At 67.5% G+C, this 16,645-nt stretch carries 22 protein-coding genes; 10 read left to right on the top strand and 12 right to left on the bottom strand.

Annotated features, from left to right (window positions below; translation table 11 throughout):
• Window positions 1-66 precede the first annotated feature (66 nt).
• Complete coding sequence (locus AC59JP_RS17205; protein WP_497327004.1) at window positions 67-1,704, bottom strand: acyl-CoA dehydrogenase family protein; 1,638 nt, start codon at window positions 1,702-1,704, stop codon at window positions 67-69.
• Window positions 1,701-2,306 carry a TetR/AcrR family transcriptional regulator gene (locus AC59JP_RS17210; protein WP_497327005.1) on the bottom strand — a complete coding sequence of 202 codons (606 nt, stop codon included), beginning with the start codon at window positions 2,304-2,306 and terminating at the stop codon, window positions 1,701-1,703. The genes AC59JP_RS17205 and AC59JP_RS17210 overlap by 4 nt, the downstream gene beginning before the upstream one ends.
• Before the next feature lie 56 nt (window positions 2,307-2,362).
• On the opposite strand from AC59JP_RS17210, the gene AC59JP_RS17215 reads away from it, so the two are divergent.
• On the top strand, window positions 2,363-2,743 hold the full coding sequence (locus tag AC59JP_RS17215; protein ID WP_497327006.1) for a DUF1304 domain-containing protein: 381 nt from the start codon (window positions 2,363-2,365) through the stop codon (window positions 2,741-2,743).
• Window positions 2,744-2,747: 4 nt separating this feature from the next.
• On the opposite strand, the gene AC59JP_RS17220 is transcribed toward AC59JP_RS17215, so the two are convergent.
• The 6 genes from AC59JP_RS17220 to AC59JP_RS17245 all read right to left on the bottom strand — a co-directional run bounded on the left by AC59JP_RS17220 (window position 2,748) and on the right by AC59JP_RS17245 (window position 5,591).
• Window positions 2,748-3,290 carry a hypothetical protein gene (locus AC59JP_RS17220; RefSeq protein WP_497327007.1) on the bottom strand — a complete coding sequence of 181 codons (543 nt, stop codon included), beginning with the start codon at window positions 3,288-3,290 and terminating at the stop codon, window positions 2,748-2,750.
• Complete coding sequence (locus AC59JP_RS17225; RefSeq protein WP_497327008.1) at window positions 3,287-4,288, bottom strand: DUF6286 domain-containing protein; 1,002 nt, start codon at window positions 4,286-4,288, stop codon at window positions 3,287-3,289. Before AC59JP_RS17225 ends, AC59JP_RS17220 begins: the two co-directional genes overlap by 4 nt.
• Window positions 4,281-4,460: a hypothetical protein gene (locus AC59JP_RS17230; protein WP_188543177.1), complete on the bottom strand. Its 180-nt coding sequence runs from the start codon at window positions 4,458-4,460 to the stop codon at window positions 4,281-4,283. Before AC59JP_RS17230 ends, AC59JP_RS17225 begins: the two co-directional genes overlap by 8 nt.
• 102 nt (window positions 4,461-4,562) lie before the next feature.
• The gene (locus AC59JP_RS17235; protein ID WP_497327009.1) at window positions 4,563-4,811 is read right to left on the bottom strand and encodes a hypothetical protein; all 249 of its coding nucleotides are present in this window, start codon (window positions 4,809-4,811) and stop codon (window positions 4,563-4,565) included.
• Window positions 4,812-4,839: 28 nt separating this feature from the next.
• Window positions 4,840-5,118: an Asp23/Gls24 family envelope stress response protein gene (locus AC59JP_RS17240; RefSeq protein ID WP_497327010.1), complete on the bottom strand. Its 279-nt coding sequence runs from the start codon at window positions 5,116-5,118 to the stop codon at window positions 4,840-4,842.
• Window positions 5,115-5,591 carry an Asp23/Gls24 family envelope stress response protein gene (locus tag AC59JP_RS17245; protein WP_497327011.1) on the bottom strand — a complete coding sequence of 159 codons (477 nt, stop codon included), beginning with the start codon at window positions 5,589-5,591 and terminating at the stop codon, window positions 5,115-5,117. Before AC59JP_RS17245 ends, AC59JP_RS17240 begins: the two co-directional genes overlap by 4 nt.
• Before the next feature lie 78 nt (window positions 5,592-5,669).
• Between AC59JP_RS17245 and AC59JP_RS17250 the strand changes: the two genes are divergently transcribed.
• The 7 genes from AC59JP_RS17250 (at window position 5,670) to AC59JP_RS17280 (ending at window position 10,505) form a co-directional block, all read left to right on the top strand.
• The gene (locus tag AC59JP_RS17250; protein ID WP_497327012.1) at window positions 5,670-6,242 is read left to right on the top strand and encodes an RNA polymerase sigma factor; all 573 of its coding nucleotides are present in this window, start codon (window positions 5,670-5,672) and stop codon (window positions 6,240-6,242) included.
• Complete coding sequence (locus AC59JP_RS17255) at window positions 6,233-6,688, top strand: Asp23/Gls24 family envelope stress response protein (RefSeq protein ID WP_497327013.1); 456 nt, start codon at window positions 6,233-6,235, stop codon at window positions 6,686-6,688. Before AC59JP_RS17250 ends, AC59JP_RS17255 begins: the two co-directional genes overlap by 10 nt.
• Before the next feature lie 62 nt (window positions 6,689-6,750).
• Window positions 6,751-7,221, top strand: coding sequence for an SRPBCC family protein (locus AC59JP_RS17260; RefSeq protein WP_497327014.1), 471 nt, complete (start codon window positions 6,751-6,753; stop codon window positions 7,219-7,221).
• The gene (locus tag AC59JP_RS17265; protein WP_497327015.1) at window positions 7,218-8,447 is read left to right on the top strand and encodes a PQQ-dependent sugar dehydrogenase; all 1,230 of its coding nucleotides are present in this window, start codon (window positions 7,218-7,220) and stop codon (window positions 8,445-8,447) included. Before AC59JP_RS17260 ends, AC59JP_RS17265 begins: the two co-directional genes overlap by 4 nt.
• A gap of 103 nt (window positions 8,448-8,550) precedes the next feature.
• Entirely contained in the window at window positions 8,551-8,820 is a 270-nt protein-coding gene (locus tag AC59JP_RS17270; RefSeq protein WP_497327016.1) for a GlsB/YeaQ/YmgE family stress response membrane protein, read from the top strand.
• A gap of 96 nt (window positions 8,821-8,916) precedes the next feature.
• A complete protein-coding gene (locus AC59JP_RS17275) occupies window positions 8,917-9,645 on the top strand; it encodes a phosphatidylserine decarboxylase (protein ID WP_497327017.1) in 729 nt (242 codons plus the stop codon).
• Entirely contained in the window at window positions 9,642-10,505 is an 864-nt protein-coding gene (locus AC59JP_RS17280; protein ID WP_497327018.1) for a CDP-alcohol phosphatidyltransferase family protein, read from the top strand. The genes AC59JP_RS17275 and AC59JP_RS17280 overlap by 4 nt, the downstream gene beginning before the upstream one ends.
• A gap of 15 nt (window positions 10,506-10,520) precedes the next feature.
• On the opposite strand, the gene AC59JP_RS17285 is transcribed toward AC59JP_RS17280, so the two are convergent.
• A complete protein-coding gene (locus AC59JP_RS17285; RefSeq protein ID WP_497327019.1) occupies window positions 10,521-11,207 on the bottom strand; it encodes a type 1 glutamine amidotransferase in 687 nt (228 codons plus the stop codon).
• Window positions 11,208-11,239: 32 nt separating this feature from the next.
• Between AC59JP_RS17285 and AC59JP_RS17290 the strand changes: the two genes are divergently transcribed.
• Complete coding sequence (locus AC59JP_RS17290; protein WP_497327020.1) at window positions 11,240-13,453, top strand: AAA family ATPase; 2,214 nt, start codon at window positions 11,240-11,242, stop codon at window positions 13,451-13,453.
• Window positions 13,454-13,503: 50 nt separating this feature from the next.
• Here the strand turns inward: AC59JP_RS17290 and AC59JP_RS17295 are convergent, their stop codons facing one another.
• Window positions 13,504-14,256, bottom strand: a complete 753-nt coding sequence (locus tag AC59JP_RS17295) for an isocitrate lyase/PEP mutase family protein (RefSeq protein WP_497327021.1) — start codon at window positions 14,254-14,256, stop codon at window positions 13,504-13,506.
• Between the two features lie 71 nt (window positions 14,257-14,327).
• Here AC59JP_RS17295 and AC59JP_RS17300 point away from each other — a divergent pair, with 71 nt between their 5' ends.
• Complete coding sequence (locus tag AC59JP_RS17300) at window positions 14,328-15,728, top strand: hypothetical protein (protein ID WP_497327022.1); 1,401 nt, start codon at window positions 14,328-14,330, stop codon at window positions 15,726-15,728.
• Here the strand turns inward: AC59JP_RS17300 and AC59JP_RS17305 are convergent.
• Together AC59JP_RS17305 and AC59JP_RS17310 are read right to left on the bottom strand one after the other, a co-directional pair.
• A complete protein-coding gene (locus AC59JP_RS17305; RefSeq protein ID WP_497327023.1) occupies window positions 15,688-16,221 on the bottom strand; it encodes an ASCH domain-containing protein in 534 nt (177 codons plus the stop codon). The two genes, AC59JP_RS17300 and AC59JP_RS17305, sit on opposite strands and share 41 nt — an antisense overlap.
• 1 nt (window position 16,222) lies before the next feature.
• Window positions 16,223-16,645, bottom strand: a complete 423-nt coding sequence (locus AC59JP_RS17310) for an NUDIX hydrolase (RefSeq protein ID WP_497327024.1) — start codon at window positions 16,643-16,645, stop codon at window positions 16,223-16,225.

Below are 16,645 nucleotides of genomic sequence, written 5' to 3' on the forward strand. Positions count from 1 at the left end.
GACAAAGCTACGCCACACACCAGCGTTCGCGCAGGTCAAAGCGATATTTAGTGAACGATCACAGTCTCAGTCGTCCGTTTTCGGGACAGATCGTTCGATGATCGCCCCGGTGTCCACGCCCGTGGGCAGGGTTCCGAAGACACTGCCCCAGTCGCCGCCCAGCCGGCTCGCACAGAACGCGTCGGCAACCGCGGGATTCCCGGTGCGCACCAGCAGTGCGCCCTGCAGAGCCAGCGCCATGTCGCCGACGAGCCGCCGGGCCCGGTGCTCGACGGTGGAGAAGTCGGCGAATCCCTCCTTGAGCGACGCCACCGCAGCGTCCAATCGGCGGTCGTGACCTGCGGCGGAGTCGAGTTCGTCGAAGAACACCTGCAACGACTCGGGGGCTTTCGCCATGGCACGCAAGGTGTCGAGCGCCGCCACGTTTCCCGACCCTTCCCACACCGACATCAACGGCGCCTCGCGGTAGAGCCGCGGCATCCGGGAGTCCTCGACGTACCCGTTGCCGCCGAGGCACTCGAGAGCCTCGGCGGCGTGCATGGGCGCGCGCTTGCAGACGAAATACTTGCTCACCGCGAGTGACACCCGGCGCAGACTCTGCGCGTGCTCGTCACCGCCGGCGGCGCGATCGGTCAGCGATGCCAGCCACAGCGCAGCGGTGGTGGACGCCTCCGCTTCGACGGCGAGGTCCGCGAGAACGTTGCGCATCAGCGGTTGGTCCACGAGGTGCTTACCGAACGCACTTCGGTGCACGGCGTGGTGCACCGCATTCAGGGTGCCGACCCGCATGCTCGACGCGGACGCGATGGTGCAATCTAGTCGGGTCATGTTCACCATCTCGATGATGGTTCGCACGCCGCGGCCCTCCTCGCCGACCAACCAGGCGACGGCGTCGTCGTATTCGACCTCGCTGCTCGCGTTGGAATGATTTCCCAGCTTGTTCTTCAAGCGCTGCAGGAACATCGAGTTGCGTGAACCGTCGGGGAGTACACGCGGGAGGAAGAAGCAGGACAGGCCACCGGGCGCCTGCGCGAGCACCAGGAACACGTCCGACATCGGCGCGGACGTGAACCACTTGTGTCCGGTCAGGAGGTAGCTTCCGTCGGATTGCGGTACGGCCCTGGTGGTTCCGGCGCGTACGTCGGACCCGCCCTGCTTTTCGGTCATCGACATTCCGGCGATCAATCCGAGCTTCGTCTCCGGAACCGCGAGATGCGGGTCGTAGACACGCGAGGTGAGCGCCGGCTCGTATGCGGCAGCAAGTTTCGCGTTGTGGCGCAACGCCGGGACCACCGCGTAGGTCATCGAGATCGGGCAACCGTGGCCGGCGTCGGTCTGACCCCAGACAGCCATCTTGGCCGCACGCACCAGGTGGGCGTGCGGGTTCTCGTCGACCCACGGCGCCCCGTGGAGGCCCAATTCGACTGCGGTACTCATCAATCGGTGATAGGCGGGGTCGTATTCCACGACGTCGACCCGGTTGCCGTACCTGTCGTGGGTATGCAGCTGCGGCGGGTGCGCCTCCGCCAGATCACCCCACGTCTGCGCTTCCTCACCGCCCGCCAGCACGCCGACGCGATGGAGCTCGCCCAGGCTGTCGTCGGCGCCGGCTCGCACGAGCGCCTCGAGGATGGGTGGGTAGTCTGCCACGTCGTAATCGACTAGGGGCGGAACCTGATTGATGACCTCGTGTGTCCTGCTCATGACTTATCCCGCTCCTTGGTGCCGATAGCTCTTCGAACGAATGCAGCCAGCGAGTCCGTCACCGCATCGCTCGACACGTGGTGCGCCAGCGGCACGACCAACGCTTCGGCGACCGCGCCGACGATGCACGCAGCGGTCACGGCGCTGTCCTGCGGTGGGATGGAACCGTCCTCGATGGCGACGTCGATCGACTCCGCAAGGGAATCTCGGAATGCGCGACGGAACGCGAGCCGCTCGGCCTCGACCAACGGATCGACGGGTTCGACCAGAAGTGCGTACGCCATGGTCGGTGCGCGCAGTGCGCGGTGGGCGAAAACGAGCATCGACGCGACGACGGATTCGGCCGACCCGTCGCCGTGGGCGGCACGCACGGCGTCGACCTCGCGGGTACAGGAGGTCCGGAAAACCTCGGCGAACAGTTCGCCCTTGCTGGAGAAATGCCGGTATACGGTGCCGGTTCCGATGTCCGCGCGGGCGGCCACGGCGGACACCGCGCAGCCCGCGTAGCCGTGTTCGGCCACCAATTGCGTTGCGGCGTCGACTATTCGGGCGCGCGAGGCCGCCAGTCGATCCTGCACTGCGGGAGTTCTGCGGTACGCCACACCAAGAACTGAACGCTAATTCCGTTCTTGAGTCAAGAGCGGAGTATGGTTCTCGCGTGACGAACATCGGTCTTGCCTTCGCCGCACTGGCGGCACTCATCCACGTCTACATCTTCGTGCTGGAGGCGTTCTTCATCACCAAACCCGCCGGGATGAAAACCTTCGGCGTGAGCGCCGCGGATGCGCCGGTCGTCGAGCGGTGGGCCTTCAACCAGGGGTTCTACAACCTGTTCCTGGCGGTCGGCACCGCCATCGGCGTCGTCGTCCATCTCGCGGGCAACCACACGGTCGGCTCCACGCTGATCTACTTCGGCACCGGTTCGATGCTCGCGGCGGGGACTCTGCTCGCCGTGACCGACCGTAAGCTCATCCGCGGCGCGTCGGTGCAGGGCATTCCGGCGCTGCTGGCAATCGTGTTGTTGCTGGTCGGATCGTAGAAATTCAGGCCGCCGACACCAACACCCGCACCGCCAACGGCGTCCCCTCGACCACCGTGCCGATTCCGGAGCGGATGTCGGAGAGGCGATCGAAGACGACGGGAACGTCCGCGTCCTTGTTCATCGTGACCAGCAGGGTGACCACGCGGACACCCTTCTCCACGGCAGTGCGCGAGCGAGCACTCTTGACGCCCTCGATCTCGGACGCCTCGTTCGCCGCTCGCGCTCCGACGGCGTCCACGTCGAACGTCAGCGAACCGGACTTGCCCTCGGGCAGCGCGACCGACACCGCGGGCGCTCGGCGATTGGGAAATTGCTTCACCAGCAGTGCGAGGCCGAGCAGTACGACGACGACACCGCCGGCGCCGAGTGCCCACGGCCACCAACCCTGCTCGCTCACATCGGTGTAGCCGGAGACGTTCAGCGAGTCGAGTGTGAACGGCAGGCGGTCCATCTGCCACGCCGCCGCGCCGACACCGACTGCGACCAGCGCAAGGCCGATCAGCAGTACCAAAATTCGGTCGAGAACGATTGCACCGCGCTTCATTCGGCTGCCTTTCGCTTGGCCGACGGATCCTTCACCGAGACGTTCACCGACGGTGAGCCGTCGAGCACGCTCACGCGGCGACCGGCCGCCTCGTCGACCGACGCACGCAACGTGTCGCCGCCGATTCCGACGACGCGAACCTTCGCGGCCCGCTTCGTCACCTTGACCTTCGCCGCTTCGACACCGGGGACGCCGACGACAGCGTTGCGAACCACCTTGTAGACGTCGTCCTTCTTCACCCACGTGTCCGGCGCCGTGGCCGGCCGAAAACGCTTGGCGCGCGGCTTGAGTGCAGCGATGACCATCAACAGACCCACGACCGCGACGCCGATACCGGCGGGGAGCATCCACGGCTGGACCGTCGTGCCGTCGACATGGTCGATCACCCATCCGATCCACGGCTGCCCGGTGATCGCGTTCGCGTAGACCAGGGCATCTCGCACCGCGACCGCACCGAGTGCGACGAGGAGCAGAGACAGGATCAGCGCGATCGGCGCAGCCGCAGGACGGGCGCGCGGCGGCAGAGCCGCCTTCAGATCCTGTGCAGCAGTGGACTTGTCCCATCCGTCCGCACCGCTACCGCGGGAGGAACCGGCGTCCTGAACGCTGGTGACGCGAACGTCGACGGAGTCCGTCTCGACTCCGGCGTCGGCGAGGTGACGGGTGATGTTCTCGTGCGCGTCCGCGGCGACAGCGGCCGCCGAGCGCGGCCAGTCGATTCCGATCTCCGCCTGCGCACGAACGTGAGAGTTGTTGTTGGACACATGCACTCGTGACACGCTTCGCCGCGCCAGGCCGGAGTTGCCCGTCGCGACGCCGTCCGTGGTGCTCATCGCCCGCGTGGCAATGCGCTCGACGACGCGGTCCTTGACAGTCAGTCGACCCCGCTCGCCGGGCTCGGCGAGAGTCTCGGTGCCCGACGGTCGCGCTGGGGCGTCGGTTCGCGCTGGGGTGTCGGTTGCAGGGGTGTCAGCTTCTGCGACGGGCGTATCAGCCACGGCCGCGGCCTCTCAGCAGGGAGTCGAGGTCGAGCTCGCCATCGCGGTACGCACCGAGGGCGAACCCGGCGGCGCCGAGGATCAGCGCGATGAGGAATCCGGTGAAGCCCCCTGCCGCAGCGGCAACGGCGATCAGCAGGCCTGCCAACAGGCCGACGGTGGATGAACTCATGATGCTCCGATCGAGTGATGTGGCGAGAAGTTCTGTGGCGAGAAGTTCTGTGGCGAGAAGTTCTGTGGCGAGAAGTTCTGTGGTCGAGAAGGTTTCAGGGTCTTACAGGTCGAAATACTTGCGGCGGGACGGTAGGCGGCGAACGGTGGTGCGCAGCCCGGCCCACGCTCGTCGCCGGGCCGAGAGGCGAGCAACCCGCACCACGGTGGGTGCGGGTTGTCGTCGTGAAAATTCGTGATCGACGGCGGCCAGTGCTCGCGCGAGCGAGTCCCGGTCGCCGCCGACATCGGGGTGGTGGGCACGAATCGCAGCACGCCGAGCGGCGCGGTACTCACCGCTGTTGCTGCTCATCGGCACACCCCTCGTCGCGACGTTCCATCTACCGAGAAGCTACGTCCTCGACGACGACGTCGACCCGCCCGTCGACGATCGCGGACACCGCACGGCGAACCCGATCGGCAACGGCACGAATGTCGCTTCCGAAGTCGAGCGTCACGTGAACCTCGGTGACGTCGGAGCGAGTCGTGATACCGGCGACTCGTCTACCGGGAAGGTAGGTTCCGACTTCACCGAACATTCCACCGTGCAAGCCCGCGACACCGTCGACGGCCGTCACGGCCGCGGCGATGGTGTCGACGGGATCGACGGACTCGGTCACTGAACTCGCGAGGTGGATTCTTCGGAGCCGCGGTCGTCGGACTCTTCCTCGAAGAGGTAGACGTCGTGCACCGTGATGTTCACCTCGGTCACCTCGAGACCGGTCATACGCTCGACGGCGGCGATGACGTTGCGACGGATGCCGGCGGCCAGGTCCGCGATCGAGACGCCGTAGTCGGCGACGATGTCGATGTCCACCGCAGCCTGACGCTCGCCCACCTCGACCGAGACACCCTGCGAGTGGTTGACGCGTGCGCCCGGGATGCGTTCGCGCAGTGCGCCGATCGCGCGGGTCGCGCCGCCACCGACGTCGTGGACGCCCTGGACTTCGCGGGTTGCGATACCGGCGATCTTGGAGACGACGACATCGGCGATCGTGGTGCGACCGTCCGATGCGACGAGCTTTCCGACCAGATCCTTGGAGGTGCCGGTGGACGCGTCGCTCTTGTCGGCGACACTTGATGCTGTGGTCATCGAAGTCGATCCTTCCGTTCGTGTGGTTGTTCGCTCAATGAGTCGCGACAACGCGCCGAAACCGCACGCTACCGTGACGTGGCTCACACAATGAGGTCGACGGTCCCATCGGAGAGGTCCGACGACAGTCTCGTCCGCGCCGCGACACTCGGCGACCGAGGCGCGTTCGACGACATCGTCCGCAAGCACGGCCCGGCGATGTACCGCTACGCGCTGAACATGCTGTCGGACCCCGGCGCGGCCGAAGAGGCGGTTCAGGACGCGTTCGTCGCGGCCTGGAAAGGGTTGGACGACTTCAGGTCCGACGCCAAACTACGCACCTGGCTGTTCGGCATCACCGCGCACAAGGCGATCGACGCACGCCGGCGGCGAATACCGAAACCCGCCGAGGACTGGATCTTCGAGACGGTGGTCGCCGACGCGTCCTCCGGCCCCGAAGCACAGTTGTCGGGTTCGGAGTTCCTCTCCGCCCTGCGTGACGCTCTCGCCACCCTGCCCGAGCGGCAACGAGCGTGCTGGTTGCTTCGCGAGGTCGAGGGACTGTCACAGGTGGAGATCGGTCAGATCCTGACCATGTCGCCCGGCGCCGTACGCGGGCAACTGAACCGAGCGCGCACCGCGCTGAGAGAGAGGATGGCGACATGGCAGTGAACGAATCCGGCCGGTTCGACGAGGTCCTCGACCGCGCCGCACGTGAACTCCGCGACGAGGAGCAGCCGAGCTGGCTCGACCTGAGCAGCCGCATTCTCAGCAGCGTCCGTGACACCACCCGCCGGTCGTGGCCACTCGACGCGCGTTATCCGACACCCGACGCCGGGGACACCCTGCGCGTGAGCGACATCGTCGTTCGCCTCGCAGTCCTGCGCGGCGTCGACATTCCCGGGTGCTCGGTGTCGTCCGTCGACCTGCAGATCGACGGCCACACCTGCACCGGGGTGGCGATCGGGCTGACCGCGGAGTACGGATTCGACATCCAGGAACTGGCACGGACCGTGGCCCGACTCGCGGCCGACTCGGTCAACACCGCGCTCGGGACGGAGTTGACCGCGGGCGACGTCGACGTGAACGTGTGGGATGTGTCCCTTCCGGGCGAATAGTGAAACCTGTACCCTCCGTTCACACTTACTTGTCCGCGGCACACGTTTCCCGGAGGTCACCCTTGTCCAAGTCACTCTCGGCCACCATCGACGTCGACGCTTCCCCCGCCGAGGTGTGGACGGTGGTGTCCGACCTGAAGCGCATGAGCGAGTGGAGCCCGCAGTGCCGCGTCATGAAGGTCCTCGGCGGTGACGTCAAGGTCGGGACCCGCACGATCAACCTGAACCAGCGCGGGCCGCTGTTCTGGCCGACGTCCAGCAAGGTCGTGCGTTTCGACGAGAACACGGCCCTGGCGTTCCGCGTCGCGGAGAACAAGACCACCTGGTCGTACACCCTCGAGGAAATTCCGACCGGAACGCGGGTGACCGAGCGGCGCGAGGCACCCGGCGGAACGAGCGCAGTGTCGGACTTTCTGATCGATCGCGTGCTCGGCGGCATCGACCGATTCGACGACGAACTCGTCGCCGGAATGAACTCCACGCTCCGCAGGATCAAGAATGCGGCAGAACGGACTCGTACCGTGGAGGGATGACGCACACATCCCAGTCTCGGCGGCTGGCTCTGGCCGCCCTCTCCGCCGTCGGCACGCTCGCCTTCGTCTCCGCGTGCAGTTCCGGCGACACCACCGCCGACGCCGGTCCGGTATCGAGCACCGCGGCCCCCACCAGCGCTTCCACGGACACGCCCGCGACCGAGCCCGCTGCGGGACCCCCGCCGGACGTCGACGTCACCGTCCTCGCGTCCGGTCTCGATCACCCGTGGGACGTAGTGCGCGCACCCGACGGCACGATCCTCACCGGCGAACGCTCGGGCCGCTTCGTCGCCATCGGAACCGACGGGCAGCAGCGGACGGTCGCCGCCGACATGACCGGATTCTTCGCGGGCAGCGAGACCGGGCTGATGGGAATTGCCCTCGCACCCGACTTCGCCTCCACCCGCACCCTCTACACGTGCCAGGGGTTCGAGGACTCGTCGACGCGTGACATCCGCGTGCAGTCGTGGACGGCCGCCGCGGACTGGTCGTCGCTCACCCCAGTTCGCACCGTCGTCGACGGTTTCCCGGTGACGTCCGGCCGCCACGGCGGCTGCCGGATCCTCCCCCGAGAGGACGGCACCCTTCTGATCGGAACGGGCGACTCCGCGCAGGGATCGGTACCGCAGGACCGGGGTTCGCTCGGCGGCAAGGTACTTCGCGTCGACGCGGCGACCGGACAGCCGCCCGCCGACAACCCGGATCCGACGAGCCCGATCTTCACGCTCGGACACCGCAACGTCCAGGGACTCGCGGCTCGTCCCGGCACCGACCAGGTCTTCTCCGTCGAGCAGGGAACCTCGCGCGACGACGAGGTCAACCTCCTCGAGCCGGGCGCGAACTACGGGTACCGACCCGACCGCAACGGCCGCGGATACGACGAGTCCGTCGCGATGACCGACCCCGAGCGGGTACCGGGCGCGGTCGCGGCCACGTGGAGTTCCGGTCCGGCGACCGTCGCGACGGCCAGCGGATCGTTCCTGACGGGAGACCGGTGGGGGTCGTGGAACGGCGCCCTCGCCGTCGGCGTGCAGAAGGACATGGAGGTGCTGTTGCTGAAGATCTCCGACGACGGCAAGACGGTGACCGAGCAGTCGAAGATCGACGCGCTGAGCGGAACTCACGGGCGGATCCGGACCGTGTCGGCGCAACCGGACGGCTCGCTGCTGGTGACGACCGACAACGGTGACAACGAAGACGAAATTCTTGTCGTGACCCCGAAGTGACATCTTTTCGTGACCCTGTTACCGATTGATCCCGTATTCGCCGGGGTAAGACTCAGTGCGCGGCTCGAAACACGAGCCTGCACGACTCGGAAGTAGGCATCACATGTTGGGTCTGGGAATCATCGGCTGGATCATCATCGGCGGACTGGCTGGCTGGATCGGCAGCAAGATCATGAAAACGGATGCTCAGCAGGGCATCATCCTGAACATCGTCGTGGGAATCATCGGCGGCCTCCTCGGCGGTTTCCTCCTGCGCGTGCTCGGAGTCGATGTGGCCGGCGGCGGGCTGATCTTCAGCTTCATCACCTGCCTCGTCGGCGCGTGCATCCTGCTGTTCATCGTCAAGGCAGTGACGGGTCGCAGTCGGGTCTGATCCCACTCGTCGTCCGGATCGCGGGGCCCCTCACGTAAAGTGTCGGGGGCCCCGCTTTCTGTGTCCGGGGGACGAATTCGACAGTTGGAGGAGATCGTGGCGCGCCGACCACAACCGAACGGCACGCCCGACAGTTCCGGGCTGGGGCACGTCGTCGACCTCGTCCGGAGCACCGTTCCGCCGCTACATCCCGAGGCTCTGCGCTTCGTCGCACCGCCCCTGGTTCTCGCCGCCCTCGGCCGCAAGCACCCTGCCCTGCGTCGTACCGGACTTCTCACCGCCGCCGCTGTCGGAACGTTCTTCCGCCATCCGACGCGCGTTCCGCCGAACCGCGCCGGAGTGGTCGTCGCTCCCGCCGACGGCACCGTGGCGCTGGTCGACACCGCCGTCCCGCCCGCCGAGCTCGCCCTCGGCACCGACCCCGTCCCGCGGGTCAGCATTTTTCTGTCCATTCTCGACGTGCACGTCCAGCGCAGTCCCGTCACTGCCGTGGTCGAGTCGGTCGTCCACAAGTCAGGGCAGTTCCTGTCCGCCGATTTGGCCGAGGCCAGCGAGGTCAACGAGCGCAACAGCATGCATCTGCGCACCGCCGACGGTCACGACATCGCCGTGGTGCAGATCGCCGGTCTGATCGCGCGCCGCATCGTCTGCGACGCGAAGGCCGGTGACACGCTGCCGATCGGTGACACGTACGGGCTGATCCGGTTCGGGTCACGCGTCGACACCTACTTCCCCGCGGGGACGCACCTTCTGGTGTCCGTCGGTCAGCGCGCGGTGGGCGCCGAGACCGTCCTCGCTCACCTCCCGACACCACAGTCCGCGTGAGCAAGCCGGGCGCCACCAGGACCGAGCGCAGGCGACCCGTTCGGCTGCTGCCGAGCGCAGTCACCATCCTGGCGCTCTGCGCCGGTCTGTCGGCAGTCAAGTTCGCTCTCGACGGCAACCCCGGGCTCTCTCTCGCCATGGTCGGCGCGGCGGCGGTGCTGGATTCGCTCGACGGTCGCATCGCCCGATTGCTCGACGCGACCAGCAAGATGGGCGCCGAGCTCGACTCGCTCGCCGACGCCATCTCGTTCGGCGTCGCCCCCGCCCTCGTCCTGTACGTGACGCTTCTCGAGGGCAGCAGCGGAGGGTGGGTCATCGCGCTCGTCTTCGCGGTCAGCATCGTTCTTCGGTTGGCGCGGTTCAACACCTTGCTCGACGACGACACCCAGCCGTCCTTCGCCGGCGAGTACTTCACCGGAGTCCCGGCGCCGGCCGGTGCGCTCGTCGCTCTCTTCCCGCTGGCGGCCGATCAACAGTGGGGCGACGGGTGGTGGGACTCGTTCTACGTCGTCGCCGTCTGGATGGTCCTGACCGCCGGCCTGATCGTCAGCCGCATCCCGACGCTGGCGCTCAAGACCGTGTCCGTGCCGCCGCGACTCGCGGCCGGGTTGCTCGTGCTCGTCGCACTCGGCGCCGCACTGCTGATCACCTACCCGTTCGTGTTGGTGATGATCCTGATCGTGATGTACCTGATTCACATCCCGTTCGCGGTGCGATCCCAGCGGTGGGTGGCGGCACGCCCGGAGGCCTGGGACGCCAAGCCGGCCGAGCGACGGGCAGTCCGACGGGCGACGCGACGCCGGCAACCCGCGGGTCGACGGGCGTCGTCGGCTCGGCTGGGTCTGCGTCGACCGCGCTAGAGGTTGTCGTTCTCGCTACAGACGCAGGAACGCATCCAGTAGTCGCCCGCAGGCGATTTTCGACTCCGCTTCGCGCGCAGCGACGTCTTTCGTCAGTGCCGGGACATCGACTTCCGCCTCCACCTGCTCCCGCTCACCCCGGCGTTCCCAGCCCTGCGCCCACGACTCGAACACGTCCGAGTCGATCTCCGGATGAAACTGGATTCCCAGGTGCTTCCCGTGCACGAAGGCCTGCTCCGCCGCCGCGGTCCGCGCAACCGACGTCGCACCCGGCGGAACGGTGAACGTGTCGTAGTGGAACTGCATCCACGGGCCGGGTGCGATCAGTTCGGGGTCGTCGGATTCGACGGTGACGAAACCGATCTCCTCCGAGTCCGCTCGGCGCACGCTTCCTCCGAGGGCGCGGGAGAGCAGCTGGCCACCGAAACACACTCCCAGCGTCGGAACATCCTGCGCGACAGCCTGTTCGACGAACTCGATCTCGGCGCCGAGCCACGGCAGCGTGTCGTCGTACGCAGCGTCCGGCGAGCCCATCAGCACCAGCACGTCGACGCCGTCGAGGGAGGGCGCAGACTGCCCGGCTTCGAAAGTCACGGCATCCACCTCGTAACCGCGCTCGCGCAGTGCGGGCGCGATCGTCCCGATGTTCCGGAGTCCGAGTTCGTGATCGCGTTCGTGGAAGACGACGAGTGCATGGGGCATGTGCGCACTTTATCGCGGCTAGTCTGGGACGGGTGACGACCGATCACCACCCACCGGCCTCCGGCCCGCCCGCACAACTGGCGCTGACGATTCGCCTCACCACCTCTGCTGCCGATTCGCGTCGCGGTGTCGTGCGTCTTCACTCCGAGGTGCTCGCCGCCCTCGGCCTGCGCGAGTGGGATGCCGTCGCGCTCGTCGGTGCGCGCCGCACCGCCGCCGTCGTCGCCCTCGCTCCCGACGGATCACCCACGGGTACAGCACTTCTCGACGACGTCACCATGTCCAACGTCGGGCTGAAGGAGAACGCGTCGGTCGTGGTGTCACCGGTGACGGTGTACGGAGCCAAGACCGTGACGGTCTCCGGATCGACACTGGCCACGGCGTCCATCGCACCGTCGACTCTGCGAGAAGCGCTCTTGGGCAAGGTATTGACCGTCGGCGACACGGTGTCACTACTGCCACGCGACCTCGGCCCCGGAACCAGCACCAGCGCGACCACCCAAAGTCTCTCGCGCACCTTCGGTCTCACCTGGACCACAGAACTGCTGACCGTCACCGACGTGACCCCGGCGGGCGGACCGGTGAGCGTGCAACCCAATTCGGCCGTCGGGTGGGCTGGGACTGTCGCCGGTCTGCAGGGCTTTGCCGCTCTCGACGAACCCGTCGTCCATGATGCACCGGCCGCCCCACTGGCGCCGGCCGTACCCGTCGACGACCTCGTCGGCTCTCGCGCACAGGCGGCCAAGCTCGACGAATGGCTGGACCTCGCTCTGGATCAGCCCGACCTGCTGCGCACCCTGGGCGCGTCCCCACGCCTGGGTGTGCTGATCACCGGACCGGGCGGAGTGGGCAAGGCGACGCTGGCCCGCGCCGTCGCCGCGACGAGAACCGTCGTCGAACTCGACGGGCCGACGGTGGGCTCGCTCGCCGCCGAGGGTCGACAATCCGCGGTGGCTGCCGCCGTCGACCGCGTCCGCGGTGGCGGGGTTCTGCTGATCACCGACGTCGACGCTCTGTTGCCCTCGACACCGGAACCCGTTGCGGCGCTTGTGCTGGAGCAACTGCGGGACGTCGTGAACGTACCCGGCGTGGCGGTGATCTGCACGACGGCGCATCCCGATTCGACCGACGCACGGCTTCGCTCGCCCGACATCTGCGACCGCGCGCTGTCACTTCCGTTGCCGGACGGCGCCATTCGGGCACAGCTGCTCGAGGTGCTGCTGCGCAAGGTTCCGAAGAGCGAGCTGAACGTGGCGGACATCGCGTCGCGGACGCCGGGCTTCGTAGTCGCGGACCTGGCCTCGCTCTGCCGAGAAGCGGCGTTGCGGGCAGCGTCCCGCGCAAACCGGGACGGGACGGAGCCCGAGCTCACACAGGACGATCTGGTCGGTGCGCTCGACGTCATCAGGCCGCTGTCGCGTTCGGGCACTGAGGAACTCGCCGTCGGAAGTCTGACGCTGGACGACGTCGGCGACATGGTCGAGACCAAGCAGGCGCTCACCGAAGCGGTCTTGTGGCCGCTCCGACACCCCGACTCGTTCGCCCGGCTCGGTGTCGACCCACCGCGTGGGGTCTTGCTCTACGGCCCTCCGGGTTGCGGCAAGACATTCGTCGTTCGTGCGCTCGCCAGCTCGGGTCAGCTCAGCGTGCACGCCGTCAAAGGTGCCGAGCTGATGGACAAGTGGGTCGGCGCATCCGAGAAGGCCGTGCGCGAGTTGTTCGAGCGGGCACGCAATTCGGCACCGTCGCTGATATTTCTGGACGAAGTGGACGCCCTCGCGCCGCGACGCGGTCAGAGCTCGGACTCGGGTGTGTCCGATCGTGTCGTCGCTGCGCTGCTCACCGAACTGGACGGCGTCGAACCACTGCGTGATGTCGTGGTGCTCGGGGCCACCAACCGCCCCGAACTCATCGACCCCGCTCTGCTGCGGCCGGGGCGACTCGAGAAGTTGGTCTTCGTCCCGCCGCCGGATGCGCAGGCGCGCAAAGCGATTCTCGCCACCGCGTCCAAGTCGATTCCGCTCGCGCCGGAGGTCGATCTGGACGCGCTCGCGGAGGAGCTGGACGGCTACTCGGCCGCCGACTGCTCGGCGGTACTGCGCGAAGCGGCCCTGGCCGCAATGCGGCGCAGCGTCGACGCCGCGACCGTGTCGGCCGCCGACGTCGACGCTGCGAGACTCGCTGTCCGCCCGTCCTTGGATCCGGTTCAGGTGGAGTCGTTGCGCCGCTACTCCACCCGTGCGTGAATTAGTGCCCTATAGGGGCGGAATTCGCGCACAGCGGGGGGAGGTGGGCCCTACTTCCAGCGGTTCAGGACCTCGTTCGCGTACTCGCCGAGCACCATCTGCCACGTCGGGCCGAAGCTGACACGGGCCACACCCAGCGGCCCGAACGACGCCTTCTCGCTCTTGCCCGCGTGCCCGATTGCGTTGACCGGCAACGGAAGCTCGGACGTCAGACGCTTCTGGTCTTCGTCGCTGTGGAACCCGACCGGGTAGAGAACGTCGGCTCCGGCGGCTGCGGCCAGCTTCATCCGCTCGATGGCGCGGTCGACGCGATCACCTTCGTCGCCGATCTTCTTCACGAAGAGGTCGGTGCGGGCGTTGATGACGACGTGGACGTCGGTGGCGTCCGACGCAGCGCGCAGCGCGCCGACGAGGTCCGCGTGCTCCTGCGCTTCGCGCAGACGGCCACCCTCACCGTGGACCGTGTCCTCGATGTTCAGGCCCACCGCGCCGGCCTCGATCAGACCGTCGATCAGGCGCTTCGGGTCCTCGCCGTAGCCGGACTCGATGTCGACCGAGACGGGCACGTCGACCGCGCTGGTGATCTGAACGATGCGGGCGAGCAGCTCGTCGAAGGTGATGCCCTCGTTGTCGGGCTTGCCGATCGAGTCCGACACGGGGTGACTGCCGACGGTCAGCGCGGTGAATCCGGCCGACACGGCCAGGTTCGCGGACCATGCGTCCCACACGGTGGGGAGGATGACCGGGTTACCCGGCTGGTGGAGTTCGAGCAGCGTCGTTGCTTTCGAGCCAATAGTCGTCATGCTTCGATGCAACCACGCTCGGTGGTCGATCGATTCCCCATTCACGGAATCGACCGATAGATTCCTTTGGGATGACACGTTTCGCGTACGCCCGCCCGGCACTGCTCGCGGTCACCGCTGTCCTCGCCGGCGTGCTCGGCGGCTTCGTCTTCGCCAGTCCCCGCAGCGACGGCTGGGTCTTCAACGCCTCGGTCGACGACACCGCGGGATGGCTGACGGCACAGGCGACGGCCACCAGCGTCGGCGCCTTCGCGATCGTCCTGACCTACGCCACGTGGTCGTGGTTCGCTGCCCGGTCCCCGCGTCCGGTCTGGGTCGTGATCACGATATGCGCGATCCTCGTGACCTTCGTCAAGGTCACCGTCCCGGACGCTGCAAGTGTCGACGTTCTCACCTTCCTGCACGTCCTGAAGTGTTGTGCCGCAGGCACTCTCGTCGGAACCGCCGCCTACGCGACGAGGCGGTCCAGGCTCGGGTGGATCGCATTGGCCGGCGGCGTGAGCGGCGGATATCTGCTGTCCGCGACCAACGGCGTGGTCGACGGGCTGTCCAATCAGTACGCTCCGTCGTTCCCGTACAGCTCCAGCGTGTTCGGTGAAGCGGCATGGTGGCTGCTGGTGGCCGTCGTCGTGACCGGCGCCGCGTGCACCGTGGATCCACCGCAATCGTCCGACGTCCCGGCCGGTCCAGACCGATCGGTCGCGGCGCGGATGGTGATGTACGCAGCCGTCGTCGCTGTGGTCGGCCGGGTCGCCGCGGCGGTGATCGTTCGCCGCATCCCGGACGGGGGCTACGGGCGGTGGGTGGTTGCGGCCGTGGCCGTCGCGGCGTTCGTTCTCACCGTCGACGTGGTGAGCAGACGGTGGGACCACCACGACGCCCGGCTACCGCTGGCCACCGTCGCGGTGACGGCGTCGGCGGTGTCGGTCTGGTCGTCTCTGCGTGCGGCGCAACAGCTTCCGCAGTCCATCCCGTTCTTCGCCGGCGTCGGCGCTCTGATTCTGGGGGCCGCGCTGGCGTGGCGGGTGCGTGCGCGGGCGATGCCGTGGATCGGCCTCCTTCTTCTCGCCGCGTCCCCACTCGTCTCCGCACTGGTGCGATCCGAAGCCGAGTCCGTTCTGGCCGTCGTTCTCACCGGACTCGGAGCGACGCTGCTCCTGGGCTCGCTGACCATTCCTGCGGACACCGGTGACGGCGACGATTCGGTGCGGGCGCTGGCCGTTGCCGTGCCCGCGATGGCCGGGGTGTTTGCGACGGCGGCAATGTTGCCGAGCAACACCGCACTGGTGGGTGCGTCGTTGGCGGAGTTGTTCGACGGTGCATCCAGCGTCGTGGGCTACACCCCGGAGACCTTCGGGTCGACGGACAGGTTCGGTCAGTGGCTGATGTTCGCGGTGGTGGTGTACTGCGGCCTCCGCTCTGTGCAGGGAATCAGGCCTTCGATTCCAAATACGCCTTCCCCCGCGGGCTGATGCGGTACCCGACCTCCAGCGACTCCGTCAGCCCGAGCTCCTTGAGCTGACGCACCCGACGCTTGAACGGCGCACGTTCCCAACCGAATTGGTCCGCGATGATCGTCGACAGCACCGCCGGCTGCGCGTCGATCGCGTACAGAATGTCCATGGCCCACGGCTTGTGCTTCAGCGCGTCGTCCAACCCGTCGACGTCCGTCGATTCACGCAGCGCGATGCGGTGATCCTCGCCCGCGAACGCCACCCCGATGCGGTAGGTGTCGCCGTCCTTCCTGGCGAGGAACTCGCGCAGCACGGCGAGGGACTCGAATCCGGCCGCGGCGGCGTCGGCCTTCGTCAGCCGTCCCGCCTTCTCGACGGATGTCACCTCGACGACACCGCGACGCGTGCGCAGCCGGGTCCCGACGAGGACACGCGGGCGGTCCCAGGTCCGGAACGTCATCGTGACCGTGCCGGCGATGATCGCGTCGAGGGTCGCGTTGTCGAAGCGCATGTCAGGAAATGATGCCGTCTCGCTGCAACCGGCGGAAGACCAGCATCGACCCCGGTGCGACATCGGGCATCGCTGCGTACTCGTCGACGGTGAAGTAGCGCAGCTCGGCGATCTCGCTCGTGGCCTTCGGCTCACCCGTGAGCTCCGCGGTGAAGCACGTCATGTGCAGCGCCGTGCCGGGTCGGTGTCCGAACGCTTCGGCGACGAACGTGTCGAGCAGCGCCACCGTCGAGGAGACGACGTCGACGCCCAACTCTTCCCGAACCTCGCGGTGCAGTGCGTCGACCGCGCTCTCCCCCGAATCGATCTTCCCGCCGACCATCCAGAACGCTGTCTTCCCCACCGACCGAGCCTGCAACAGTCGCCCACCGGAAACGTAGGCCAGCGCCGCTGTCCTGATGACTGCGCTCTCACCCGGGCTCAT

This window comes from Rhodococcus sp. 320_ES (assembly GCF_059691855.1).

Bases quoted from the DNA above. Each gene is read 5' to 3' on its own strand.
- AC59JP_RS17205 (WP_497327004.1), bottom strand. From the start codon at position 1,704: ATGAGCAGGACACACGAGGTCATCAATCAGGTTCCGCCCCTAGTCGAT.
- AC59JP_RS17220 (WP_497327007.1), bottom strand. From the start codon at position 3,290: ATGAAGCGCGGTGCAATCGTTCTCGACCGAATTTTGGTACTGCTGATC.
- AC59JP_RS17230 (WP_188543177.1), bottom strand. From the start codon at position 4,460: ATGAGTTCATCCACCGTCGGCCTGTTGGCAGGCCTGCTGATCGCCGTT.
- AC59JP_RS17235 (WP_497327009.1), bottom strand. From the start codon at position 4,811: ATGAGCAGCAACAGCGGTGAGTACCGCGCCGCTCGGCGTGCTGCGATT.
- AC59JP_RS17245 (WP_497327011.1), bottom strand. From the start codon at position 5,591: ATGACCACAGCATCAAGTGTCGCCGACAAGAGCGACGCGTCCACCGGC.
- AC59JP_RS17255 (WP_497327013.1), top strand. From the start codon at position 6,233: ATGGCAGTGAACGAATCCGGCCGGTTCGACGAGGTCCTCGACCGCGCC.
- AC59JP_RS17265 (WP_497327015.1), top strand. From the start codon at position 7,218: ATGACGCACACATCCCAGTCTCGGCGGCTGGCTCTGGCCGCCCTCTCC.
- AC59JP_RS17270 (WP_497327016.1), top strand. From the start codon at position 8,551: ATGTTGGGTCTGGGAATCATCGGCTGGATCATCATCGGCGGACTGGCT.
- AC59JP_RS17285 (WP_497327019.1), bottom strand. From the start codon at position 11,207: ATGCCCCATGCACTCGTCGTCTTCCACGAACGCGATCACGAACTCGGA.
- AC59JP_RS17295 (WP_497327021.1), bottom strand. From the start codon at position 14,256: ATGACGACTATTGGCTCGAAAGCAACGACGCTGCTCGAACTCCACCAG.
- AC59JP_RS17300 (WP_497327022.1), top strand. From the start codon at position 14,328: ATGACACGTTTCGCGTACGCCCGCCCGGCACTGCTCGCGGTCACCGCT.
- AC59JP_RS17305 (WP_497327023.1), bottom strand. From the start codon at position 16,221: ATGCGCTTCGACAACGCGACCCTCGACGCGATCATCGCCGGCACGGTC.
- AC59JP_RS17310 (WP_497327024.1), bottom strand. From the start codon at position 16,645: ATGAGCCCGGGTGAGAGCGCAGTCATCAGGACAGCGGCGCTGGCCTAC.